Here is a 21,126-nt window from a genome sequence, read left to right as displayed (position 1 = left end):
GTTCTGGTGTTCTAGGCCAGAGGCCTGGAGTTATCCCGCGCACCTTGCTGGATGGCGGACCGGGTTGCGTCGTCCGCCCTCGCTGCTCGCGAAGATCGAAAACTGTTTGCCGCGAGCTGCCGGGCGCCGCGAGCGGCACGGCCGGCGGCCCAGCGCGCGCCGGAATAGCGCACGGCATTCCTGCCGAACGTCCCATATGAGTACCGGGCTCCCACGGTGCTGAGATAGCCGCCGCCATTCAGGATCGAAGCAATCGAGGGTATCTGCATGAGAACGTAGATCCCGATGATCGTCACCAGCACCAGCGGCAGCACCAGCGACATTTTGCTGTCCATGGTCGCTCCGCCGGACGTGGCGGTGTTCAGCGCCGCATTGACGAGCGAGAAGTAGAAACCGAGAAAGCCGTAAATCAGGACTTGCTGGATCATCAGAAAGGTGGTCAGCGAAAGGAAGCCTTCGCTCATGCGCGAGGACCATCGGTAAAGCCAAAGAATGATCCATATCGGCGCCAAGGCGAGCGTGATGAACAACATCACTTTGGCGGCGATGATCGCGGCAATGGCAAGCGCTGCGAAGATGATGGCAGACAGCAGAACGAGCAGCGACAAGAGCGCACCAAAAATGTCATAGAAGGATCCGCTGTAGACCTGATTGGCGACGTCCTGCGCCCCCTGGTAGAGATTGTCGATAAGCGCTGGAATTGCCGCCTGGTCGCTGAGCTGGTTGCCGGTGGCCCGCGACACGGCGCCGACGATCACCTTGCCGACCTCGTCTGGAATGCTTTGCGCGAGCTGATAGATCGTCGCGGAAAATGTGCCCCATCCCGTTAGCAGCAGATAGATAATGACGGCGCGGCCTAGGCGATAGGCCGCTTCGATTGGCGAAATCGACTCACGCCCGCTCAGGATCGAATAGCCCCACCACACGATATAGAGGGTCAGCATCAGGGTGAAGACGTTGCCCATCGCATTGCCCAACTGCATATAGACGGTGCGGACGAAGTCCTCACCGATGTTGTCAATGCCACCGAGAATGCTTTCGGCGAGACCGTTCATGGATCCTCGTCAATGATGCTGGCGAACGGCGTTGAATTGACCGGCTTCAGCGCGCCGCATTCGTCGGCGTGCGCATACGCCAAACGCCCGCACGGCGCTTTCAGTTCGCGATTTGCGCATCCGAAAAGCCCTGCGCTGAGCCCGATCATAACGCATGTGCGCAACACCAGCCTCGACAAGTGCTAGCCTCCGCTCTTGCCGAAGTCCGAGAACGGATTGACGTTGCGCGGTGTCATCATCTTCTGGACCTGGCTCTGACGAAGAAGGTCTGTCTTCAGCTTCTCATTCAATGCCGCGACCGCACCGTTCTGGACGCCGATCAATTCGTTGACCGCGCGCGCGTTTTCCAGCTGCATTCGCGTGTTCTGGTCCACCGAACCCTTCACGTCCAGCGACTGCCCGATCTGCCCGCTCGCGGACTGCAGTGACTGTTCGCGCTGGGTGACGCCCTGCGAGGCCTGCGAAGTCAACGCGCTTAGCAGCGAGGCCACGTTGACGCTGCCGCCGTAGGCTGAGTTGACGGCGCTCGTCTCTTTGCCGGCGATCTGCTGGAGCTGCTTCACCAGCTGGAGCCCGTTGATGACGGCGCCGGCGATTTTCTGGATTTCGGGCGAAAGGCCACCAAACGAAAGCGCGCCGCCGTTCAGGATCGATCCGAACGACGGAGCCTGGGCAATCGACATGTTGCCGCCGAGGCCCATTTGTCCGATTCCAAGCGAACCGTCACGACTGCCGCTGAGAGCCTGCAGGATCTCCTCGCTCTTTTTCAGGATATCCTTGTTCGAGGCCATGATGGAGTTGGTGTTTTCCGCATTCTTGCGGGCTACATCGAGATTAGCGCCATCGATGACGGCAATCTGTGCGAAGGCCGTGCTTGCCCAAAGCGCAAGACTGGCGGCAATCGCGAATTTCTTCATGTCAGCCTCCTATTGCTGCAAGGAATCGATCACGCTGGCAGCGCCAGCAGGGTCGGGGGTGATGATTATCGAGCGGCTGTCGGCTGAGCTTGCCCGTGCGTTCTCAAGTGCGCATGGTAGCCACCGGCCGCGATCGATCTTCAACCGTTCCAGTTCCGCGGGATCACAAGAGAACGGGTTTGCAGAGCCGCTCTTTGGCCGTTGCACCAGTTTGGCCGACTGCGATGCCTGAACGTTCTGCAACGACAGAAGCTGGGCCAGCAGCGCCGTGAAGTCCCCCGCCTGGGCGAGGTACTGGTTGGTGACATCGGCGTTGATCCCACGAGCCGACGAGTTCAGCTCCCAAGCGTCTTTGTATTCCGTCACCTGGCCAACGGTGCCAGCTAGCGCGTCGATCGCCGCATCATTGGCGCCCATCTGCGATGAGCTTGCATCAAGCCCGCCAGCCGCCTTCCTGACCGTGCCCATGGCCGCGTCCTGGGCCGTGCCGCCTGCGCCGTCGGCCGTTACGATCGAGAATGGTGGCGGCGCGGCGGCCGGAGCCTTGCCGCTCGACACATAGTCGTTGAAGTAGCTGTTCCAGCGGCCGACCCCGCCGGCCCACTGGTTTTGCTCGCCTGCGTTCGATCCGTTGTAGAAGGAGGCGAGACAGCTGTAATTCGTCGCCCCGCATTGCTTCACGCCCATTCCGAGATATTTGACACCGCCTTCGACATTCTGCTCGTTCACGTCGCGGTCCAGTCCCATGGACTTGCCGGTGCCCTTGGTCAGCTGCATGACGCCTTTGACGCCGGTGTGGCTCCCGGCGCATGTGTCGAAGCGCGATTCCTGATAGGCTACGGAGAGTGCCAGACCTTCTGGCACGCCGTATTTTTGCGCATAGTAGCGGATCAGCTTTACGTTTGCCGCGTCGCGCTGCAACGCGTCGGCCGGCGAGCGGCGAAACATCTGTGAGCGGTATTTGTTCGAATAGGTGCAGACGACGCTTTTCTTCCTGTCGGTTTCATCCTTCTTCGCTTCATCCGACTTCGTGCTGTGCTGCTCGTCCTCTTGCCGCTTGTCGAGGTTCTGCCCGTCGATGACCGCGATCTGAGCGACAGCCACGCTCATGCTTTCCGCCGTCGCGAGAGCCACGGCCAGACAAGCGCTGCTAAGCCGCTTCGTCATGTTCGGTCTCCCATCCGCAGAAGTATGGCAGCCACATCTCTGGCTCGTCGCCGAAGGTCTCCCGGAGCCTTGCGCATTCCTTGCTGTTGGCTTCATTCGAAGACAAAACTTTGATGAGATCGGGCATAGCCGACAAATCGAGCTTGGCGACGATCGAGTCGCTGTCGTGCTTGACGAGGAAGGTGCGTGTTTCCTTGGCGGTGCGGCGCACAAACTCGAATTCCTTCGCTGTCAGTGAGAAGCGCTCCATGTAGGAGTCCTTGCTCGCCTTTGGGTTGGGGAAGAAAATGTTGGTCTTCGTTTGCTCGATCAGCGACGATGAGATGGAGGAATTGACGACGTCCTCCGCCGTCTGCGTGCCAAAGCCGACCACGCCGTTGCGGCGACGAATGGTCTTCAGCGTCTCGTTGATGAAAGCGGCGAAAACCTCGTCATCCAACAGCTTCCAGCCTTCATCGAGGAAGAGCATGATCGGCGAGCCGTCGATGACGTCCTCAAGACGATGAAAGATGTAGAGCAACGCCGCCGAGCGCAGCTTTCGGTCGCCTAGGATCTTCGTCATGTCGAACCCGACAACGGGCTTCGAGAAATCGATGAGATCGACGGGATTGTTGAAAAGCCAGCCCTTGTCCTTTGGGTCGAGCCAGGGTTGTATCCGCGCCGCCAGATCGTTCATGCCAGGCATCAGCGAACCACGCAGCACTTCCGGCAGCAGGTCGAAGGTGCGCTGTTCGCGCGGGATCTTGTAGATCATGTCGACGGCGGCGTTGATGACGCGCATCTCAGCCACGTCCAGCGCGCCGCCGTCCGGCGTTAGAATGTAGAGGAGCAGATCTTCGAGGAAAGAACGGTTTTCTGCCGTGTCATCAAGCTGCAACGGCGCGAACCCCGTCGGCTGGGAAGGCTCCATCACCTCGTAGCGCCCGCCGAGCGCCCGCACGAAAATTTCAGCGCCGCGCATATAGTCGAAATATACACATCGCGGACGCGGCATGATGCGCATGGCCTGCGCCATCAGGAAGGACAGCACCACGGTCTTGCCCGAGCCGGTCGGGCCGAACACCGTGAAGTGCCCGACATCGTGAACGTGGAAATTGAAGTAGTAGGCCGTCTGGCTGGTCGTTTCGAGCAAGGCAATAGGGCGTTTCCAGTGCAGCCTCTCGCGTTGGCCCGACGGGAAATTGTGTCCTGAAAAAAGGCCGGCGAAGTTAAGCGACGAGATCAACGCACGTCGCGCGATGTAGCTGAAATTTCCCGGCAACTGCGCCCAGAAGGCCAGTTCCGTGTTCAGTGTCTCGCGTACCGGCACGATCGACATGCGCGAAAGCTCCGCCGTGATGTCGGATAGCGCACGGTTGAGGCCATTCATGTCCGGTGCCAAGGCCATGACGCTCATGTGGTGTTGTCCGAAGACGACTTCGCCGCCGGCCAGCTTGTCGGCGCCGTCGTGGACGGAGTCCTCGACCGTCGTGCCCGCCTCGTCTGAACCCTCAACCTGGTTCGCGATGGTGTTGATCCTGCGCATCGCCGTTACACGGTCCTCGATCGCGAAACTCTGCGTCAGGACAAACTCATGTGGCAGGCGCAGGAGACCGTCCAATGAGCCCGGAGCGGTGAACGGAGGGTATTCCTTGATCGACACCATGCCGCCGAGCTTACCTTCGTCCGGCCCGCGAAGTTCCAGCGCGGACTTGCCGAAAAACAGCTGTCGTGTCGCCAGCACATCACCAAGGCTCATGCGCGGCAAAGGCATTTCCACGTCGACGCCGCCGGCGAGGATCTTCGCCAGAAATTCCGCCGGCTCGGAAAAGAAGCTATCGCGGCGCTTCACGACACCGAGAAGACGCCCCCCATAAGCGGTAAAATCCTTGACGACGCCGTCGAGAACGTCATGCAGTTCTGCCATCGCCTCTTCGCGGGTTTCTTCGCCCGCCGTACTGATGCGGAACGCATTGAGCGCCTTGTCCACCCAGCCGACGCGACCGACCATCGGTCGGCGTATGACCGTCAGATACGCCTCGTTGACGAAAAGGTTTTTCGCCCCAAGCTCATCCATGTAGCGGGCGTCGAGCTCGGCCACGAAAGGATTGTCAAAGTCGCCTTCGATCTCGGGCGTCACGTGGCGGCGGATGATCGTTGTGTAGACCGCAAAGCGAGAGGTCGAGAGATTGCGGAACGTGGTGTTGCGGTTGAACATGCGGCTGTTCAACTCGGCCTGGTCCATCGTCTGGAACGGCAGGCCACTGAGCTGGATGACGCCGACCAGAAAGCCGCTCTTCGTCACGATCAGGTTGTCATCGACATGGCGAAGGTAGGGGACGTGCATCGCCGCGGGCTTTTCACGCCGGCGCTCACGGCCAAATTTAAGATCAGCATCGAGGCTCATGGGGAATAGCTCCTCGCGCCCCAAAAAGTTAGGTTCGCCACCGCTCCGCGTTTGGAGATGCGCCGTTCGTAAATATGAAACATGTAGGGGTCGCGCTGGCACAGATATGCGCTGACCAGATGCACCACGCCGAACACGCCAAGGCCGAGCATGAAGCTGCTCGTGGCGATAAAGCCGACCACCGCAAGGATGCCGTTCAGCGCGAAAACCTCGTAGCGCACCCCCCATTTCATCGGGGGGCGTGTCAGTGGCAGGCTGACCGGCTCGACATAGACTTCCTCGTCATTCATCTCTCAACTGCCTCCCGCGGTCGCGCGCACTGCATCCACCAACTGGGCAGCGCCGAAGATCAGAGCGATGCCAATGATGATGGAAAAAGCCATCATCCACGCCAGCCGGCCCGTCATGGCGAGGAAGCCGAGAAAACAGACCGCGATGATGGCGAATGAACGCGCTATGTTGCCTTGCAGAACTCCGACAAACCACTCCATCACATTTTCGACTGGCGCCGCCGACTGGGCATACGCAGTGGCCGGCGCGAGAGCTATTCCGACCGCCGAGGCCAAGGCCAGCTTCAGGGCGAATTTACCCGCTTTCCTGTATTCCACCCTTGGCTCCTTTCAGTTGCCGAAATCCATGACATGACCATCCTGCCAAGTGTCCTCGCTCGCTGATGGAACGGCCGCGAGCATTTCCAATTTGGGTAGGGTGGATTTTTTGACGACACCGCCGAACTTCCAGCGGTTCAATATTTTCACGACGTATTCCGCGGTCTCCGGATTCACCGGAATGCCCTTCGCCTTGTAGACGTTGTTGGGCCCGGCGTTGTAAGCCGCGAGCATCAGCAGCGGATCCTGGAATTCGTCGTACAGTGACTTCAGATACCGGATACCAGCCCGGACATTTGCCCGTGTATCGCAGGGGTTTATCACGCCGAGATCGGAGGCCGTTCCTGGCATCAGCTGCATGATTCCCAAGGCCCCGGCTTTTGACGGACCCTGGTTGGCACCAAGATCGCTTTCGGCCCATGCAATTGCTTCGGCTAGATCGGCGTCAAATCCTTGTTCAGCCGCTATTGAGCGCACAAGGCTCGCGATCTGTGCACGGTTGCCACCCTCACAAGCTCCGGAGCGATCTATACCGGTTGCCGCCACAGCTTTCGCCGGCGTTGCAAAGGCGATCGCAACGCGCTCTGATGCCATGTCCTGAGCCAGCGCCGTGAAAGGCGCTATGGCACCGCAAAGCGATATTATCAGGAGAGGTCGAATCATTGGCTTGCCACAATTTGACACTTTACTATGGCTACACTCTGCCCTAGTAAAGTGTCAATCGATAAGCGTGACGAGAACGGAAATCCGATGAAACAGACAGCCATATTCGTGGCCTTGCTGCTCCAAAGCACCGTGGGTTTCGCAGCCGGCGCGAGCGCCCCGAATGCCTTCGAACCGCCATCGAAGGACTACTTGCTTCAGTTCTCGAAGCCTGGCGAGAAGGTCTTTGTCTATGAGCGCTACGACGCCAAGGGCGCGCTTTATCGGCGGGACGTTACCGCCTTGAAGATGCCGGTGAAGGTGCACTCGGCTACTGAGCGCGTTATCAACGGCGCGACGTATCGGCTGCGCGGCCTCACAGCGTGCCCAAAGCCAAAAATCACATATAAAGCCGAAGAATGGGACTGCACGAAAGCCGCGCAAGATTACGAAGAGCGGATCTACAACCACCGTGCATCTGTCGTTCTTTGCAAGACGCTTGTTTTGCAAAGCAAGAAGGATGAACCCGACGCCGTGTCGTGCTTCTCCCTCGTCGGTGCAGGCGATCCAAACGATCCGTACACGGTCGCCTATGATGATGACGAAATGGTCTTTTTCGACATGGCGGCGATTGGTAACAAGGATGGCAAATCTCTGCGCCCCGATCTGGAACATTCGGGCGAACTGGGCGAGCAGTTCCAAAAATGAGAACGTTCAGCCTCGCAGCCATTGCCGTTGCACTATCCGCATCGGCTCACGCCCAGGAGAGCAATGCTTCCACCGAACCGACTCCGTTCCAAGTATCGAAGTCGGCTCAACTGCTAACCGGCGACACATGGCGCGATGGAGACCGCCTGTTCCATCTCTATGGGGTCCAATCGTGTTTACGAGGGACAATCGCAGAGGAGGCCGGCGGTAGGAAAATTGATTGCGGCAACGCATCGCTGGCGCACTTGGCCGCGCTGTTTGACGGCACGGCAATCACCTGCCAGCCAATCGGCTACGCGCTCGACGAGGCGGCTTTTGTCATATGCGGAGCGCAGTTGAACGGCGAAACAATCGACGTCGGAACGGCCCTCATCTCGACGGGATATGCTTTTGCGGCGACGACAGTAAAAGGCAAGGCAGTCAACGGCAATTACCTAGTTGCCGAATTGGATGCGAAGTCGAATCGCAGAGGATTGTGGAACACAACGTTTCAGCACCCAGTACAAATGCTGCTGAAACGCATATCGGAGAGATAATGATGAGCCGCGATGACGACGCCCACAACCATTACCATGGATATCCTGTGCAAGGACGCACCGACCGCTCAATTGGCGATGCCGTCGCATTCATCGCTATTGTCTTGGTCCCCGCGGGAGTTTATGCCGCCTGGCACGCCATCACAGCATGGCTTTCGGCACTCTTCTCTTAGGATTGCAGTTTCGTGAAAGAACCGAGCACCGCTTGCAAATCGTCAACGTCAATTTCGCACCAGCCATGACCCATCAACCGTTGGAAATAAGCTGCCTTCATTTTCATATCCGCGACAGTGGCTACTGGAGCGATGGCGGCTCTCCTTCGTGCCGCGGCCTCTTGCGCCATAACGGCGTCCATCCTCTGACCCAGCAAGGCCGCGTCCGCCCCTTCAGCTTCCATCAATCGCCTGCCGAGATATTCGAGCATGGCCAGGCTCTGACGATGTGCCGCAATAAGATTCGCGACACCTTCAGCCGGTTCCATTTGTCCGTTGCTGCAGACCAGTTGAATAGCCATCGTCCTCCTCCTGGCGTACATTGGTCACATACTGATACCTCGGGAGGTAAGGAAACATAGGGATGGCATCATCCCTATTTTGTAGCGACAATTCTAAGACCGGGCGGGGGTGCCTGCGTAGAAGGATTGGCTTCTAATGTTTCGTGCCCTGGTGGTTGAAGACCAGACGCTTATGCGTCTGGCATTAATGAACGAAGTGCAAGCAAGCTTCCATGACTGCATCGTCGTAGGTGCCGAAACCTTGGAGATTGCGACCAGAGAGCTTCAAAACGTCCAATTTGATCTCATCGTAATTGATCCCGGCTTGCCCGGATTTGATCCCACGTCAGAAACTGCTCGGGTTGCTGTCGTCGACAAAATCATGGAAGCCTCTGCGAGCGCCATCCATATCGTCGTCACCGGCTCTGACAATCGAACCGAGGCCGAAGGTTTCCAGCAGATCGGCGCCGCCGCTTATCTCGGCAAAACCGGCCTTGCGCCCGGCGTTTTCAGCGATGTGCTCGAGGACATTTCATCCAAGGGCTTCTCCCTGCGCCTTTCGCGAGTCGCCATGACAAGGCCCGACTATCGCTTTTCCGTTCTGACGCCTCGCGAGCATGAAATCATCGACATGATGGCCCGCCGCGCGCCTGGTGTGAAACGGAAAGAGATTTTCGCCCTCATGTCAGAGCGGCTGGGCATCGATGCCGGCTCTGCCGAAAGGTACTACAAGCAGGCCCGGGCCAAACTCATGAGGCAAGGTCATCCGCTACCACAGGGGCTGTGATCGCGATGGCTTCTCTAACCGTACATGGGATCAAGGTTCCCGTGGAACCGCAGGATGTCTCGCCGGTCATCTGGCGAGCGCTTCAAAGCCAGAGCTATGAGGCGAAGGAAGCGAAGTGGATTTTCAGGGCAGTCAAGGCGCGCGATCGCGTACTGGAGCTAGGGTCCGGTATCGGCATCATCACCGCACTGATCGCGAAAATCCCCGGCGTTCAGGTGTGGGCTTTTGAAGCAAATCCCGCAACAGCGGAACTAGCGAAGCGCGTGATAGCGGCCAACGATCTCGACAATGTCACATTTTCCCAGGGTATCCTCACAGCAGGCCCGCCGCGGTCCTTCACCTTCTACGTTCGCCGGGACCTTTGGATGTCTTCCACGGACAAAGACCAGGGACCATATGAGCGCGAACTTTCGATCGTCTCGGCCGACGTCGATCGTTTCATGACCGATCATCAAATAAACGCCCTCGTCATGGACATTGAAGGTGCTGAGAAAGAACTTCTGCAGGATGCCGAGCTGCCCGGCGTCCAGCGCATTTTTCTTGAGCTGCACGATCATCTCTATGGCCTTGACGGCGTCCGCAACATCACGCTTGCCCTAGCAGAAAAGGGATTTGCCTACGATCCGCGGGGCTCCCGAGGCCCTTGCGTGCTCTTCGCCAAGAACGATGGACCCCGCGAATACGAGGATGTGGAAGATGTTGCGTAATGCTCTCGCCGTCATATTTGCCCTGTCCCTTCCGCTCGCCAGCGCCGCCGAGGAAATTCCCCTCGATCCCAACGAAGTGTCGGTTCAAGACGCCAGCGGCAAGACCGTCGCCATCTTTTCAGTAAAGCAGCTGCGGGCAGACTTTCCGCAACAGACCTATGACACGCGTACGCCTTGGACGAGCGACAACGAGAAGATCGAATATCGTGGGCCGCTGCTTGCAAATGTGCTTGCCAAGGCCGGAATTACCGCCGTTCAGGAAGTCAAAGTCGTCGCCTATGACAACTTCGTTGCCGACATTCATATGGACGAAATCCGGTCTTATAATCCGATCCTGGCGATCGAACGTCGTTGCAACGAGAGTGACAAGGCCGGCTCGCATTGCCCGCCGGGCCAGGATTTCCGCCCGATCAGTATGGTAGAGAAAGGCCCCATCTTCATTGTTTGGCCCTTGGACCGGTTGCCCGCTTCATATGTTCCCGCAAGAAACTCGATCTGGGTGTTTTTCCCAGTCATCCTGCGCGCCACGCAATGAAGTTCTTAAACGGCCGCTTGCTCACTGTTCTGCCGTATATTGGTATGGCTGCAGCGCTTGGGCTGAGTGCGTGGACATTCATCCAATCGAACCGCTACCGTCAGGAGACGGATGCCATCCTCACTCAGACTTTCGAGATTCAGTGGCGCGCGGCGCAGATTCGCGAGCGCCTTATACGAGTCTATGGCTATCTTCGCATTGCCGACGAGACGGGCAAGCTTGATGCGGACATCGATCGACAAATGGCGTTGGTGAACGTCAACGTCGCGCAGTTGGAAAACCTGCCCTATCTGAACCGCTTTTTTCCCGACCACGATGCCGAACTCCTGGGCCGGATTCGCCTGACCCTCGAACAGAAAATTGCCCCTATTGTGTCAGCGCGGAGAAACTACACCCAAGCCATTGCCGACATGGCCAAGCTGGAACAGTCAATTTACGAGATTTCCAGCTCTACCGTTGATCACAGTGCCACCTTGCAGCAGACCGCCAGCATCGACATTGCGGCCTCGCGCAACTGGTTCATCTTTGCCATCGCACTTGGCCTGGGTGCCACCTTTTATCTCGTTATCCATCAACGCTATGCTTTGGCCAATCGCCGTGACCAGCATATGCGCTCGTTCGCTTCGCTCTTTGCGCATATGACCCGATCGCGGGTTACAGCCTTGAGGCTGTTCCTTGAGCACGCACAACCAGACAAGCAACCGAGCGGCGAAATGCTTGAGGCTGCGCGCAGTGCTGCTACTGAACTGGAATCGATCACCAACAGTGTCCTTCAGATCGCCTATGCGCCACAAGATTCCAGCACCGTGGCGCTCGGCCCACTCCTCGAGGATCTCGCGCACGATCGCAGCAGTTTGGTGCAAGTTTTGGTCGATCCTAAAGCACGTCTGCAACCTGTTCCGGCGACGCCGTTACGGTTGGTCGTTAATGAGCTGATAGAAAACGCTCTTGCCGCTCTATCCGGCACCAGAAACGCCCCAATTCTCATCTCCGCGACAGTCAAGCGACGTCCCTTCCTCCTGCGCAGTTACCTCGTACTAGATGTGGCGGACAACGGCGCAGGCATGTCGCCTGCAATCCTTGTGAAGGCAACTACACCTTTCTTTTCAACGCGAGCTGGAAATCATACTGGCCTTGGACTGACCGCATGTTCCCAGATGGTCTCGACGCTGAAAGGAAGGCTCATCATCAACAGCGCTCCCGGTGCCGGCACAACCGTAGAGATCAGGATTCCGGTGCATTCGACTGCCGCCACGTCATGGCAGTCGTTCCTCAGGCGCGGGCGAAAAAAGGTACACACGTGGCGCGCCTAATTGTCAGCTCTGCTCCATTTTCACCTGAATGCACCGGTATGCGCTATCACGGCGAAAACCTGCCAGGCATTCTGTGTAGCGCAGCTTAGACGGATGATGACGCTGGAAGTTCACGGCACTCTGAAATGAGAACCTACGCCTCCGGGTGCGTCAGAATCAGGTAGATCAGTTGATGGCGGGACCTTATCGGAAAAGAGGAAGGTCGCTGGATCAAGTTTCAACGCCTTGGCGATCGCCGCAATTGTGTCGACGCTGATATTGCCGCTTGCGCGTTCCAATTTCATGAATGTCGCCTCCGCCACGCCGATGAGCTCGGCCATCTTATAGCGGAGCAAAGTGCGTCGTTTTCGCTCAATGTCGATGATGTGCGCCAGACGCATGCGGATTGCATTTTCGTCCAACTGATGCGCCCATTCGGGAAGTTTTTTTCCGCCCGCGAGCAGGTCCGCAACTGACACATGCAAGCCGCTTGCCATGATTTGCAACGTCGTCAGGGTGACATTGTTTTTCTGTCGCACGGTCTGGATGTATGTCCGGTAGGCGAGCCTTTCGCCCTCGACGGTCCGGAACAGCTCGGCCATGTGCATATGGGATAGGCCACGCCTAGCTCTCTCCCGCTCCAGCGTTCTCGCAATGTTGGCGCGCAACGGGTTGTTGACCAGGCCCGCGTCGTCTCGTTTCATAAATCGATGTAGTCGCACAACCTGCCTTCTCGATCTGTCCTTTTTCGCGCGGATGATCCATAGTAAAGTATCAGAATCCGCAGCGAGGAAAAGGCTATGAACATGCTGAAATATCTCTTGGTGGGTGCCACCGTCGTCGTGGGCGCCGCGGCTCTTCCATCCCAATCACAGGCATCGGAATGGGGCTGTCAGGTCCTCCTCTGCCTGTCCGGTGACTGGCAGGCCACTCCTTCTTGCCACCCGTCAATCTACAAGTTGATGGCGGCGATGAAAGCGCCGGGTTTTAACTGGCCGATCTGTCCACAAGCCAACTCCAGCGCCGCGAGATTCGAGAAGTATGAGGATTGTCCAGCTGGCTGGCAAGCAGCTGGCAGCTACGACTCCGATCGGCGAGGAATGAGGCAAGAACGGAACATCTGCCGTATCAGCTCCGACAGGCTCACCCTGCCCGCCACTTTCACGAATAGTCGTCTCGGCCAAGACCATGACAACGGATCTCGACAGGCCCAGATCGAAATCAACGGTAGGTTGGTGACGGCAAAAATCCAGATCACGGGCAACGATAGAGGGCATTCCCTTGGTAATGGCCCCACCTACTACACCATCTCTCGGCCGGTGCGCGGAAAGCCCTGGTTCATCGAGTATGACGACGCGAACGGCATGCGCCAGAAAAGCTGGTTCAATCTCAACATGCCATAAGCCAGGCGATCACGCAGGATGAGTCGCCATGAGGATCACAAGGCGTGTCTGTCCGGTTCATTCACCCCGACGCCAGCGATAGCTTCGAGACAGCAATACGGTACTGGATCAGGGAAGGGTAATAAGTGTTGAAGGCGCTGCTCCTGTCGACTGCGATAATGGGCCCATGGGCAGGCTTGGCGGTGGCTAGCCAGAGCGAGAAGCCGCGATCGAGCGCGGACAATCCGATGTGGCCCGCTTCACTGAAATGGGACTGCAAGACCGCCGCCAAAATCGTGTGTGAGCGTGACGGCAGTTGCACAGTGGCCGAGGACCATACTAGGTTTGTGCTGAACTATGGCAGCAACGAAGCTGAGTTCCCGGCCAGCAATGTCAGGATCAAACGGCACTATCAACAGACCGTGCAGGCAAGCCCTTTGCAGCAGGAAGTTAAAGTCGAACTGGCTGACAATCGCGTTCTTTGGCTGACGGCCGTGGATGCCAGCCGCACTTATTCGGAAGCCTGGGTCGGCGCAATGAGCGAGTTGAAGGGCGGCGCGGTACTCATGGAATCCGAGGGCGTCTATTGTATGCCGCACAAGTGAGTGAGCCGAGAGGGAAGGCGAGCGAAAACCGATATGTTCTGACCTCGGGCGCCAGCCACCGGCGTTTCAGAAAAGTCCGGCATAACCGTCTTCCCGGTCTAGTTTCATCAGACGATCAGCCGTCGACTCCTGCGCAGCGGCGTCCTGACCCATCACGGCCAGCGCAGCGAACAGCCCAACAGATTTCCTCATCCAAGTCCCCTCACGCCAAGGACCAAGAACGTTTTGCCTTGCCTGGCGAGAGCTGGGTGCGGATGGTCAGGAGGTCTTGCATGACTAACCTGTCAACAATGAAACGAACATTCCATGGCACGGTGCTCGAGCGCATCGTGGTGGTGGGGCTGGGCGGCCTGCCCCTGACCGCAACGATCGACAATCTGCCGGAAGCGTATCCGGGCGGACAAGTCGCGCGAGGCGGGCGCCTGGGCCTGCTCGGCAATCGCGACATCATGGATACGCCGTTCAACATAGGCAGCTACACGGCGCAAACGATCGAGGATCAGGGCGCACGCACGGTGGACGACGTGATGATCAATGATCCTTGGTACGGAGCACCCATTCAACCGGCGGGATATTGGATTCCTTCTACATTCGCGGCTTTCCGATCAATGAAGGAAATTTTGGCGAGGTCGCGTTCGATGGTGTGTTCGGGGTCGCGCCGACCTATCGCTTGTTCACCGATTATATCGAGCGATCGAGGTTCTCAAAGGACCGGTGGCGCTCCTTTATGGCATCGCGCCGAACAGCAGTCTCGGGGGGTACGACCAATATCATCCCAAGCGCGCGGGCCGAGGTCGATCTGACACGGTCGAGCCCCCAGGGCGGCGGGCATCTCGATGTGAGCGGGCGTTTCGGCGCCGAGCGGCAGTTCGGGGTCCGATTCAACGGCAGCTATCACGGCGGCGACGCCGATCGACGACCAAAAGCGCGACGTGCCGGTGGTGACAATCTGCGGCGCGGGCCGCACCGGGCAACGGAGCGCCGATCGCCACGATCAAGCCTGGCCGGTCTGCGCCCGCGGTTTGCCGCCAATCGGATGTTAGAGCTCATGCTAATGAGGCGTCAGCACTCCGATTTTCTCAATGGTTTGGAAAAATCAAAAGATAATTCCTTATCTCTATAGATTTTGTGTAATATCGTACGATCCCGTCTTGGCAACCGGGCATCCCCTTGGTGGAACAGGAGATCGACGACACGTGGCAAGAATTTCGGTTCTCGGCATATCCGGCGGCGTTAGTACGCCATCCCGCACCACCGCGGTGGTGAGCGCGCTGGTCAAGGCGGTCGCGTCGCGTGTCCCGTCGGACGCCGGCCTGATCGAAATCACCGAGGCGGCGCCGTCGATTTTCGCCGGGCTGTCTCGTCGTGCGCTCGGCGCGTCTGGCGAAGCGATCATCCAGCGTGTCGAGAAGGCCGACCTGCTCGTGGTCGGAACGCCGGTCTATCGGGCGTCCTACACCGGCGCTCTCAAGCACCTGTTCGACCTCGTCGATCATCGTGCACTGACGGGCAAGACCGTGCTTCTCGCGGCAACCGCGGAAGTCCATACCATGGCCTGGTTCTCGAACATCAGCTCCGGCCATTGTTCGGTTTTTTCGGGGCCGTCACGGTCCCGACCGGCGTCTACGGCGCGCCCGACGATTTCGTCGATGCCAAGATCGTCGGCGCGGCGATTATCGAGCGCATCTCACGGGCCGCTACCGAAGCGATTTCCTTGCTTAATTCCAGTGATGCAAACACTGCCGTCGCCACGCGCGTCGGTTGAAGCCAATCAAAAGGGGAAACGAACGAAATGACCTCGAATTCCGACAACGTGAAATTCGCCTACTGGGTCCCGAACGTCTCGGGCGGCCTGGTCATCTCCAACATCGAGCAGCGGACCGGCTGGGACATCGACTATAACCGCAAGCTCGCCCAGATCGCCGAGGCCAACGGCTTCGACTACGCGCTGAGCCAGATACGCTTCACGGCCGGCTATGGCGCCGACAACCAGCACGAATCCGTCTCGTTCAGCCATGCCTTGCTCGCGGCCACCACAACGCTGAAAGTCATCGCGGCGATCCTGCCCGGCCCATGGAATCCAGCGCTGGCGGCCAAGCAGATAGCCACCATCAATCACCTGACCAATGGCCGTGTCGCGGTCAATGTCGTGAGCGGCTGGTTCCGCGGTGAGTTCGCCGCCATCGGCGAGCTGTGGCTCGACCATGACGAGCGCTATCGCCGTTCGGAGGAATTCATCCGTGCGCTGCGCGGCATCTGGACCGAGGACAATTTCACTCTGAAGGGCGACTTCTATCGCTTTACCAACTACTCGATGAAGCCGAAGCCGATCGATCCGCAGCCGGAGATCTTCCAGGGCGGCTCATCACGCGCGGCGCGCGACATGGCTGCGCGGGTTTCCGACTGGTATTTCACCAACGGCAACACGCCGGAAGAGATCAAGAAGCAGGTTGACGACATCAAGACCAAGGCGAAGGCCAATGGCCACAAGGTCAAGATCGGCGTCAACGCCTTTGCCATCGCTCGCGAAACCGAGGCAGAAGCGCGCACCGTGCTCGACGAGATCATCGCCAAGGCCAATCCGGAGGCGGTGCAGGGTTTCGCCGATCAGGTCAAGAATGCCGGCAAGGCGTCGCCGGAAGGCGAGGGTAACTGGGCGAAATCCTCGTTCGAGGATCTTGTCCAATACAATGACGGCTTCCGCAGCAATCTCATCGGCACGCCGGAACAGATTGCCGAACGCATCCTCAAGCTGAAGGATGCCGGCGCGGATCTGATACTGCTCGGCTTCCTGCATTTCCAGGAAGAGGTGGAGTTCTTCGGCAAGCGCGTCATCCCTCTGGTGCGCGAACTGGAAGCGGCGCGCGACAGGGAGCTCGTCGCCGCGGAATAGGACACGCGCGGCCTCCAGGCCGCCGCCCGCACGCGTTCAAAATTAGGAATGTTTCATGATTGGTGCTTCGCTGGGAGCCGCCGCATACGAGCGCTCGCCCGAAATTTCCGGCATTCTTGCTGGTGCTGATCCCGTCGAGGACACGCGCCCGGCGCGCCTGTCGGCAAAGGCTGATGCGATCCTGGCGCTGGGCGGGATCAGCATTTCCTTTGGTGGCGTCACGGCACTGCGGGATGTCGACCTCGAGGTCAAAAGCCGCGAGATTCGAGCTGTGATCGGTCCCAATGGCGCCGGCAAATCCTCGCTGATCAACATCATCAGCGGCCTCTATCACGCCGATCAGGGCAAGATCGCGATCGATAGCCAGTCCTTCTCCCGGGTGTCGGCAAGCCGTCTGGCACGGCTCGGCGTCGCGCGCACCTTCCAGAACCTGGCACTGTTCGGTGGGCTTTCAGTGCGCGACAACATCGCGTCGGGCCGCGTCCACACCCGGCGCGCCAGCTTCGTCGAACATATCGCTGGTCTACCGCGCGCCCGGCGCGAAGATGCCGCGATCGCTGAAAAGGTCGACCAGACAATCGCCTTCCTGCATCTCGAGGCCGTCGCCGATCGCCTGGTCGCAACGCTGCCCTACGGCCTGCAGAAGCGGGTCGAACTGGCGCGCGCGCTTGTCGCCGAGCCGAAGATCCTGCTGCTCGACGAGCCGATGGCCGGCATGACGGCGACCGAGAAGGCCGAGATGGCCGGTTTCGTGCGCGCAGCGCGCGACCGGCACGACGTCACCATCATCCTCATCGAACACGACATCGGCGTGGTCATGGGGCTCTCCGACCGCGTCGCCGTGCTCGACTACGGCCGCAAGATCGCCGACGGGACACCGGCCGAGGTCAGGGCCAATCCGGCGGTGATCCGGGCCTATATCGGCACCGCCGAAGGCGAACATGGCGAGGGCATCCGATGAGCTACTATGATTTCCTCTTCGTCATCGAGGTGCTGGTCGGTGGCTTGCTCTCAGGCGTCATGTATTCGCTCGTCGCCATCGGTTTCGTGCTGATCTACAAGACGTCGGGCGTGCTGAACTTCGCGCAAGGGTCGATGGTGCTGTTCGCCGCACTCACCTTTGTCAGCCTTGTCGAACGCGGCATCCCGTTTGCGCTTTCGCTGCTCATTACCCTCGCGGTCATGGTTGCGCTGGGCTTCACCATCGAGCGAACTGTGCTGAGGCCGCTGGTCAATCGCTCGCCGATGACGCTGTTCATGGCCACGCTTGGCCTGTCTTACATCATTGAAGGCGCTGCCCAGTTGGTGTGGGGCACGCAGGTGCACGGGCTCGATCTCGGCATCGACGACACGCCGTTCGAGGTCGGCGGCATCCTGATCTCGTCGTTCGATCTTCTTGCTGCAGGCATTGCCGCGGCGATGGTCGCCGGCTTGAGCGCATTCTTCTATTGGACCCGGATCGGCCTGGCGTTTCGCGCCGTCGCAGACGACCAGTTCGCCGCGCTTGCCGTCGGGCTGCGGCTGCCCCGGATCTGGGGAACGGTGTGGACGGCCGCGGGGTTCGTGGCACTGGTCGCGGGACTTTTGTGGGGCGCGCGCCTCGGCGTCCAGTTCTCGCTGTCGCTGATCGTGCTGAAGGCGCTGCCGGTGCTGGTGCTTGGCGGCTTCGATTCTATCCTCGGCGCCATCGTCGGCGGCCTCATCATCGGCGCCAGCGAGAAGCTCGCCGAGGTCTACCTCGGACCCTTTGTCGGTGGCGGCATCGAAGGCTGGTTCGCCTATGCGCTGGCGCTGGTCGTCCTGCTGGTGCGCCCCTCCGGCCTGTTTGGCCAGAAGACTGTCGAAAGGGTCTGACCGATGGCCGTGCAAGCGCTCGATGCCGCAAGGCTTCCCATCGACTGGCAGAGGTTAGCTCTGCCCGTCGCCCTGATTGCCGTGGCCTACGGCTTGATCCCCGCCTATGCGTCGAGCTATCTCGTCGAGGCGATCCTGCTGCCGTTCCTTGCGCTCAGCCTGGCGGCGGTCGGCCTCAACCTTTTGACCGGCTATTGCGGCCAGCTTTCGCTGGGCTCCTCCGCCTTCATGGCGGTTGGCGCTTTCGCCGCCTACAATTTCAACCTTCGGGTCGAAGGACTGCCGCTGGCTGCGACCATGATCCTGGCCGGGATTTCGGCCGCCGGCATCGGCGTCGTGTTCGGATTGCCGAGCCTGCGCCTGCGCGGCTTCTATCTCGCCGTCTCGACGCTCGCCGCCCAGTTCTTCGTGCAGTGGGCGCTGACCAAGTTCGGCTGGTTCTCCAACGACAACCCATCCGGAGTGATCTCGGCGCCGCACCTTGCCGTTGCGGGCTTCTCGCTCGACAGGGCGACGGGCCGCTACCTGCTCTCGGTGACCACGGTCATCGTGCTCACGGCGCTCGTCTGGCGCCTGGTCAACAGCGCGACCGGCCGCAATTTCATCGCCGTGCGCGACAACGAAACCGCCGCGCGGGTGATCGGCGTCCCTGTGCTGAAGACCAAGCTGCTCGCGTTCGCCATCTCGTCCTTCATCATCGGCGTCGCCGGGGTGCTGTGGGCCTTCACCTATCTGCGCACGGTCGAGCCGGCCGGCTTCAATCTCGACCGCTCGTTCCAGATCCTGTTCATCATCATCATCGGCGGGCTGGCCTCGATACGCGGCGCCTTTCTGGGAGCGGCGTTCATCGTCATCTTTCCGCTCATCCTGTCGCGGCTTGGCGCCTTCCTGTTTGGCGGACTGTTCGATTCGGGTGTTCTCGACATGAGCCAGCGCATCGTGCTCGGCGCGCTCATCATCATCTTCCTCATCGCGGAACCGAACGGGCTGTCGGCCCTCTTCGACCGCCTGAAACGACGGATCGGCTCAAGGTCCAGCTGAGCGCCGCTCGACATCCTCTCACGGACCACAACCTCAGGAGACGCAATCCATGACCTTCTTCAGTCACCTCAAGAAAGCGGCGATCGCCACGGCCTTCGTCCTCGGCGCGACGGCGGTCCACGCCGACGAGCAGTATTTTCCCCTGCAGAGCTACCGCGTCGGCCCTTATGCCGCCGGCGGCACCGGCTTCTTCGGCGGCTTCATCGACTATCTCAACCTGATCAACATCCGCGACGGCGGCGTCAACGGCGTCAAGCTGACCTGGAGCGAGGGCGAGACGCAGTATGAGGTCGAGAAGGGCGTCGAGGTCTATGAACGATTGAAGAGCAATCCCGGCATCGCCGCCTGGAACCCGCTTTCGGTCGGCATCGCCTATGCCATGATCGACCGCATCACCGATGACAAGGTGCCGCTGATCACCATCAACCACGGCCGCACCGACACCACGGACGGACGCGTGTTCCCTTACGTCTTCCCGCTGCTGCTCAATCCCTACAGCGAGACCTCGGGCATCGTGAACTATATCGCCTCCAAGGAAGGTGGCCTCGACAAGCTCAAGGGCAAGAAGATCGTCGTGCTCTATCACGGCTCGCCCTATGGCAAGGAGACGATTCCGATCTATGAGCTGCTGTCGCAGAAATACGGCTTCGAGCTGTCGCAGATCGAGGTTCCGCATCCAGGCAACGAGCAGCAGGCGCAGTGGCTGACGATCCGTCGCGAGCATCCGGACTATGTGGTGCTGCGCGGCTGGGGCGTGATGAACCCGGTTGCGCTCAAGACCGCGCAGAAGACCGGCTTCCCGGCCGATCACATCGTCGGCAATGTCTGGTCGAATTCGGAAGAGGATGTGATCCCCGCGGGCGATGCCGCCAAGGGCTATACGGCCATCACCACCCAGGCGTCAGGCGAGCAGTATCCGGTGGTCCAGGAGATCGTCAAAACGGTCTACGGCGCCGGCAAAGGCAATCTCGAGGAAAAGAGCCGTATCGGCTCGGTCTACCACAATCTCGGCATCGTCAACGGCATCCTCAATGTCGAGGCGGTCCGCATCGCGCAGACCAAGTTCGGCAACCGCACGCTCACCGGCGACGAAGTCCGCTGGGGCTTCGAGCATCTCAAGCTCGATCCGGCACGCGTCGAGGCGCTGGGCGCCAAGGACCTGTTCCACTCGATCAACGTCTCCTGGGACAATCACGAAGGTGACGGCTACGTGACCTTCCAGCAGTGGGACGGCAAGAAGTGGAACGTCGTCTCCGACTGGATTGCGCCCGACTGGAAGCTGCTGCGTCCGATCATCGAGAAGTCGTCCGAGGCCTATGCCAAGGAAAAGGGCATCAAGATCCGCACGGCCGAAGACGCCGAAGCAGTGGTCAGCAACTGAAGTCAAACAACTCGCGGCCGGCCCCCCGGCCCGCCGCCCTTTGAAGGCTAATTGGGTGTGCTACATGTGCCCCCCCGCAAAAACCCTACACGCGCGGACTAGCGGGGGCGCCGGGTGAAAACCCGGCCACGCCCGCC

At 59.6% G+C, this 21,126-nt stretch carries 26 protein-coding genes; 16 read left to right on the top strand and 10 right to left on the bottom strand.

Annotation, left to right across the window (positions count from 1 at the left end; translation table 11 throughout):
• Positions 1-11: 11 nt before the first annotated feature.
• A complete protein-coding gene (locus NKJ40_RS28475; protein WP_352468902.1) occupies positions 12-1,055 on the bottom strand; it encodes a TrbL/VirB6 family protein in 1,044 nt (347 codons plus the stop codon).
• A 12-nt stretch (positions 1,056-1,067) separates the two neighbouring features.
• On the opposite strand from NKJ40_RS28475, the gene NKJ40_RS28470 reads away from it, so the two are divergent.
• Positions 1,068-1,241, top strand: coding sequence for a hypothetical protein (locus NKJ40_RS28470; protein ID WP_352468901.1), 174 nt, complete (start codon positions 1,068-1,070; stop codon positions 1,239-1,241).
• Here NKJ40_RS28470 and NKJ40_RS28465 read toward each other — a convergent pair.
• The 6 genes from NKJ40_RS28465 to NKJ40_RS28440 are packed head-to-tail and all read right to left on the bottom strand — an operon-like array spanning position 1,238 to position 6,727.
• Positions 1,238-1,972 carry a type IV secretion system protein gene (locus NKJ40_RS28465; RefSeq protein ID WP_352468900.1) on the bottom strand — a complete coding sequence of 245 codons (735 nt, stop codon included), beginning with the start codon at positions 1,970-1,972 and terminating at the stop codon, positions 1,238-1,240. The genes NKJ40_RS28470 and NKJ40_RS28465 overlap by 4 nt on opposite strands.
• 9 nt (positions 1,973-1,981) lie before the next feature.
• Positions 1,982-3,139: a transglycosylase SLT domain-containing protein gene (locus NKJ40_RS28460; protein ID WP_352468899.1), complete on the bottom strand. Its 1,158-nt coding sequence runs from the start codon at positions 3,137-3,139 to the stop codon at positions 1,982-1,984.
• Positions 3,123-5,525: a VirB4 family type IV secretion/conjugal transfer ATPase gene (locus tag NKJ40_RS28455; protein WP_352468898.1), complete on the bottom strand. Its 2,403-nt coding sequence runs from the start codon at positions 5,523-5,525 to the stop codon at positions 3,123-3,125. The genes NKJ40_RS28460 and NKJ40_RS28455 overlap by 17 nt, the downstream gene beginning before the upstream one ends.
• Complete coding sequence (locus NKJ40_RS28450; protein WP_352468897.1) at positions 5,522-5,815, bottom strand: VirB3 family type IV secretion system protein; 294 nt, start codon at positions 5,813-5,815, stop codon at positions 5,522-5,524. The genes NKJ40_RS28455 and NKJ40_RS28450 overlap by 4 nt, the downstream gene beginning before the upstream one ends.
• Before the next feature lie 3 nt (positions 5,816-5,818).
• On the bottom strand, positions 5,819-6,133 hold the full coding sequence (locus NKJ40_RS28445) for a TrbC/VirB2 family type IV secretion system protein (protein ID WP_352468896.1): 315 nt from the start codon (positions 6,131-6,133) through the stop codon (positions 5,819-5,821).
• Positions 6,134-6,145: 12 nt separating this feature from the next.
• Positions 6,146-6,727 (bottom strand): lytic transglycosylase domain-containing protein, encoded by a 582-nt coding sequence (locus tag NKJ40_RS28440; RefSeq protein WP_352468895.1) that lies wholly within the window; start codon positions 6,725-6,727, stop codon positions 6,146-6,148.
• Positions 6,728-6,883: 156 nt separating this feature from the next.
• Between NKJ40_RS28440 and NKJ40_RS28435 the strand changes: the two genes are divergently transcribed.
• Positions 6,884-7,483, top strand: coding sequence for a hypothetical protein (locus NKJ40_RS28435; RefSeq protein WP_352468894.1), 600 nt, complete (start codon positions 6,884-6,886; stop codon positions 7,481-7,483).
• Positions 7,480-8,019: a thermonuclease family protein gene (locus tag NKJ40_RS28430; protein ID WP_352468893.1), complete on the top strand. Its 540-nt coding sequence runs from the start codon at positions 7,480-7,482 to the stop codon at positions 8,017-8,019. The genes NKJ40_RS28435 and NKJ40_RS28430 overlap by 4 nt, the downstream gene beginning before the upstream one ends.
• A 169-nt stretch (positions 8,020-8,188) precedes the next feature.
• On the opposite strand, the gene NKJ40_RS28425 is transcribed toward NKJ40_RS28430, so the two are convergent.
• Positions 8,189-8,533, bottom strand: coding sequence for a hypothetical protein (locus tag NKJ40_RS28425; RefSeq protein WP_352468892.1), 345 nt, complete (start codon positions 8,531-8,533; stop codon positions 8,189-8,191).
• 136 nt (positions 8,534-8,669) lie between these two features.
• On the opposite strand from NKJ40_RS28425, the gene NKJ40_RS28420 reads away from it, so the two are divergent.
• Genes NKJ40_RS28420 through NKJ40_RS28405 form a run of 4 tightly spaced genes read left to right on the top strand, consistent with a single transcriptional unit; the run spans position 8,670 to position 11,854 of the window.
• The gene (locus NKJ40_RS28420) at positions 8,670-9,299 is read left to right on the top strand and encodes a DNA-binding response regulator (RefSeq protein ID WP_352468891.1); all 630 of its coding nucleotides are present in this window, start codon (positions 8,670-8,672) and stop codon (positions 9,297-9,299) included.
• A 5-nt stretch (positions 9,300-9,304) separates the two neighbouring features.
• Positions 9,305-10,006, top strand: a complete 702-nt coding sequence (locus NKJ40_RS28415) for an FkbM family methyltransferase (protein WP_352468890.1) — start codon at positions 9,305-9,307, stop codon at positions 10,004-10,006.
• Positions 9,996-10,541 (top strand): putative pterin-binding protein, encoded by a 546-nt coding sequence (locus NKJ40_RS28410; RefSeq protein WP_352468889.1) that lies wholly within the window; start codon positions 9,996-9,998, stop codon positions 10,539-10,541. Before NKJ40_RS28415 ends, NKJ40_RS28410 begins: the two co-directional genes overlap by 11 nt.
• A complete protein-coding gene (locus NKJ40_RS28405; RefSeq protein ID WP_352468888.1) occupies positions 10,538-11,854 on the top strand; it encodes a sensor histidine kinase in 1,317 nt (438 codons plus the stop codon). Before NKJ40_RS28410 ends, NKJ40_RS28405 begins: the two co-directional genes overlap by 4 nt.
• A gap of 110 nt (positions 11,855-11,964) precedes the next feature.
• Here the strand turns inward: NKJ40_RS28405 and NKJ40_RS28400 are convergent, their stop codons facing one another.
• The gene (locus NKJ40_RS28400) at positions 11,965-12,435 is read right to left on the bottom strand and encodes a helix-turn-helix domain-containing protein (protein ID WP_245278784.1); all 471 of its coding nucleotides are present in this window, start codon (positions 12,433-12,435) and stop codon (positions 11,965-11,967) included.
• 198 nt (positions 12,436-12,633) lie between these two features.
• Here NKJ40_RS28400 and NKJ40_RS28395 point away from each other — a divergent pair, with 198 nt between their 5' ends.
• Positions 12,634-13,236, top strand: a complete 603-nt coding sequence (locus tag NKJ40_RS28395; RefSeq protein WP_023722887.1) for a hypothetical protein — start codon at positions 12,634-12,636, stop codon at positions 13,234-13,236.
• Between the two features lie 125 nt (positions 13,237-13,361).
• A complete protein-coding gene (locus NKJ40_RS28390; protein WP_031195338.1) occupies positions 13,362-13,820 on the top strand; it encodes a hypothetical protein in 459 nt (152 codons plus the stop codon).
• A gap of 66 nt (positions 13,821-13,886) precedes the next feature.
• On the opposite strand, the gene NKJ40_RS28385 is transcribed toward NKJ40_RS28390, so the two are convergent.
• The gene (locus tag NKJ40_RS28385; RefSeq protein WP_023722890.1) at positions 13,887-14,012 is read right to left on the bottom strand and encodes a hypothetical protein; all 126 of its coding nucleotides are present in this window, start codon (positions 14,010-14,012) and stop codon (positions 13,887-13,889) included.
• Positions 14,013-14,394: 382 nt separating this feature from the next.
• On the opposite strand from NKJ40_RS28385, the gene NKJ40_RS32020 reads away from it, so the two are divergent.
• The 7 genes from NKJ40_RS32020 to NKJ40_RS28350 all read left to right on the top strand — a co-directional run bounded on the left by NKJ40_RS32020 (position 14,395) and on the right by NKJ40_RS28350 (position 20,989).
• Positions 14,395-14,943, top strand: a complete 549-nt coding sequence (locus NKJ40_RS32020; RefSeq protein WP_023722891.1) for a hypothetical protein — start codon at positions 14,395-14,397, stop codon at positions 14,941-14,943.
• A 139-nt stretch (positions 14,944-15,082) separates the two neighbouring features.
• The gene (locus NKJ40_RS28375; RefSeq protein WP_245278785.1) at positions 15,083-15,616 is read left to right on the top strand and encodes an NAD(P)H-dependent oxidoreductase; all 534 of its coding nucleotides are present in this window, start codon (positions 15,083-15,085) and stop codon (positions 15,614-15,616) included.
• Complete coding sequence (gene sfnG / locus NKJ40_RS28370) at positions 15,613-16,713, top strand: dimethylsulfone monooxygenase SfnG (protein WP_023722893.1); 1,101 nt, start codon at positions 15,613-15,615, stop codon at positions 16,711-16,713. The genes NKJ40_RS28375 and sfnG overlap by 4 nt, the downstream gene beginning before the upstream one ends.
• A gap of 55 nt (positions 16,714-16,768) precedes the next feature.
• Positions 16,769-17,674: an ABC transporter ATP-binding protein gene (locus tag NKJ40_RS28365; protein ID WP_352468887.1), complete on the top strand. Its 906-nt coding sequence runs from the start codon at positions 16,769-16,771 to the stop codon at positions 17,672-17,674.
• The gene (locus tag NKJ40_RS28360; RefSeq protein ID WP_023722895.1) at positions 17,671-18,567 is read left to right on the top strand and encodes a branched-chain amino acid ABC transporter permease; all 897 of its coding nucleotides are present in this window, start codon (positions 17,671-17,673) and stop codon (positions 18,565-18,567) included. The genes NKJ40_RS28365 and NKJ40_RS28360 overlap by 4 nt, the downstream gene beginning before the upstream one ends.
• Positions 18,568-18,570: 3 nt before the next feature.
• Positions 18,571-19,608 (top strand): branched-chain amino acid ABC transporter permease, encoded by a 1,038-nt coding sequence (locus NKJ40_RS28355; RefSeq protein ID WP_023722896.1) that lies wholly within the window; start codon positions 18,571-18,573, stop codon positions 19,606-19,608.
• Between the two features lie 49 nt (positions 19,609-19,657).
• Positions 19,658-20,989, top strand: a complete 1,332-nt coding sequence (locus NKJ40_RS28350; protein ID WP_023722897.1) for an ABC transporter substrate-binding protein — start codon at positions 19,658-19,660, stop codon at positions 20,987-20,989.
• Positions 20,990-21,126: the final 137 nt, after the last annotated feature.

It is taken from the genome of Mesorhizobium sp. M0119, from assembly GCF_040322615.1.
GTDB lineage: Bacteria > Pseudomonadota > Alphaproteobacteria > Rhizobiales > Rhizobiaceae > Mesorhizobium.
The sequence above is the reverse complement of the archived record's forward strand: the minus strand, read 5'-3'. Positions and strand labels throughout refer to the sequence as shown.

Coding starts and splice junctions, on each gene's coding strand:
- NKJ40_RS28475 (WP_352468902.1), bottom strand. CDS start 1,055: ATGAACGGTCTCGCCGAAAGCATTCTCGGTGGCATTGACAACATCGGT.
- NKJ40_RS28365 (WP_352468887.1), top strand. CDS start 16,769: ATGATTGGTGCTTCGCTGGGAGCCGCCGCATACGAGCGCTCGCCCGAA.
- NKJ40_RS28415 (WP_352468890.1), top strand. CDS start 9,305: ATGGCTTCTCTAACCGTACATGGGATCAAGGTTCCCGTGGAACCGCAG.
- NKJ40_RS28400 (WP_245278784.1), bottom strand. CDS start 12,435: ATGGCCGAGCTGTTCCGGACCGTCGAGGGCGAAAGGCTCGCCTACCGG.
- NKJ40_RS28470 (WP_352468901.1), top strand. CDS start 1,068: ATGATGCTGGCGAACGGCGTTGAATTGACCGGCTTCAGCGCGCCGCAT.
- NKJ40_RS28360 (WP_023722895.1), top strand. CDS start 17,671: ATGAGCTACTATGATTTCCTCTTCGTCATCGAGGTGCTGGTCGGTGGC.
- NKJ40_RS28395 (WP_023722887.1), top strand. CDS start 12,634: ATGAACATGCTGAAATATCTCTTGGTGGGTGCCACCGTCGTCGTGGGC.
- NKJ40_RS28410 (WP_352468889.1), top strand. CDS start 9,996: ATGTTGCGTAATGCTCTCGCCGTCATATTTGCCCTGTCCCTTCCGCTC.
- NKJ40_RS28350 (WP_023722897.1), top strand. CDS start 19,658: ATGACCTTCTTCAGTCACCTCAAGAAAGCGGCGATCGCCACGGCCTTC.
- NKJ40_RS28460 (WP_352468899.1), bottom strand. CDS start 3,139: ATGACGAAGCGGCTTAGCAGCGCTTGTCTGGCCGTGGCTCTCGCGACG.
- NKJ40_RS28455 (WP_352468898.1), bottom strand. CDS start 5,525: ATGAGCCTCGATGCTGATCTTAAATTTGGCCGTGAGCGCCGGCGTGAA.
- sfnG (WP_023722893.1), top strand. CDS start 15,613: ATGACCTCGAATTCCGACAACGTGAAATTCGCCTACTGGGTCCCGAAC.
- NKJ40_RS28425 (WP_352468892.1), bottom strand. CDS start 8,533: ATGGCTATTCAACTGGTCTGCAGCAACGGACAAATGGAACCGGCTGAA.
- NKJ40_RS28450 (WP_352468897.1), bottom strand. CDS start 5,815: ATGAATGACGAGGAAGTCTATGTCGAGCCGGTCAGCCTGCCACTGACA.
- NKJ40_RS28440 (WP_352468895.1), bottom strand. CDS start 6,727: ATGGCATCAGAGCGCGTTGCGATCGCCTTTGCAACGCCGGCGAAAGCT.
- NKJ40_RS28420 (WP_352468891.1), top strand. CDS start 8,670: ATGTTTCGTGCCCTGGTGGTTGAAGACCAGACGCTTATGCGTCTGGCA.
- NKJ40_RS28355 (WP_023722896.1), top strand. CDS start 18,571: ATGGCCGTGCAAGCGCTCGATGCCGCAAGGCTTCCCATCGACTGGCAG.
- NKJ40_RS28430 (WP_352468893.1), top strand. CDS start 7,480: ATGAGAACGTTCAGCCTCGCAGCCATTGCCGTTGCACTATCCGCATCG.
- NKJ40_RS28435 (WP_352468894.1), top strand. CDS start 6,884: ATGAAACAGACAGCCATATTCGTGGCCTTGCTGCTCCAAAGCACCGTG.
- NKJ40_RS28385 (WP_023722890.1), bottom strand. CDS start 14,012: ATGAGGAAATCTGTTGGGCTGTTCGCTGCGCTGGCCGTGATGGGTCAG.
- NKJ40_RS28405 (WP_352468888.1), top strand. CDS start 10,538: ATGAAGTTCTTAAACGGCCGCTTGCTCACTGTTCTGCCGTATATTGGT.
- NKJ40_RS28465 (WP_352468900.1), bottom strand. CDS start 1,972: ATGAAGAAATTCGCGATTGCCGCCAGTCTTGCGCTTTGGGCAAGCACG.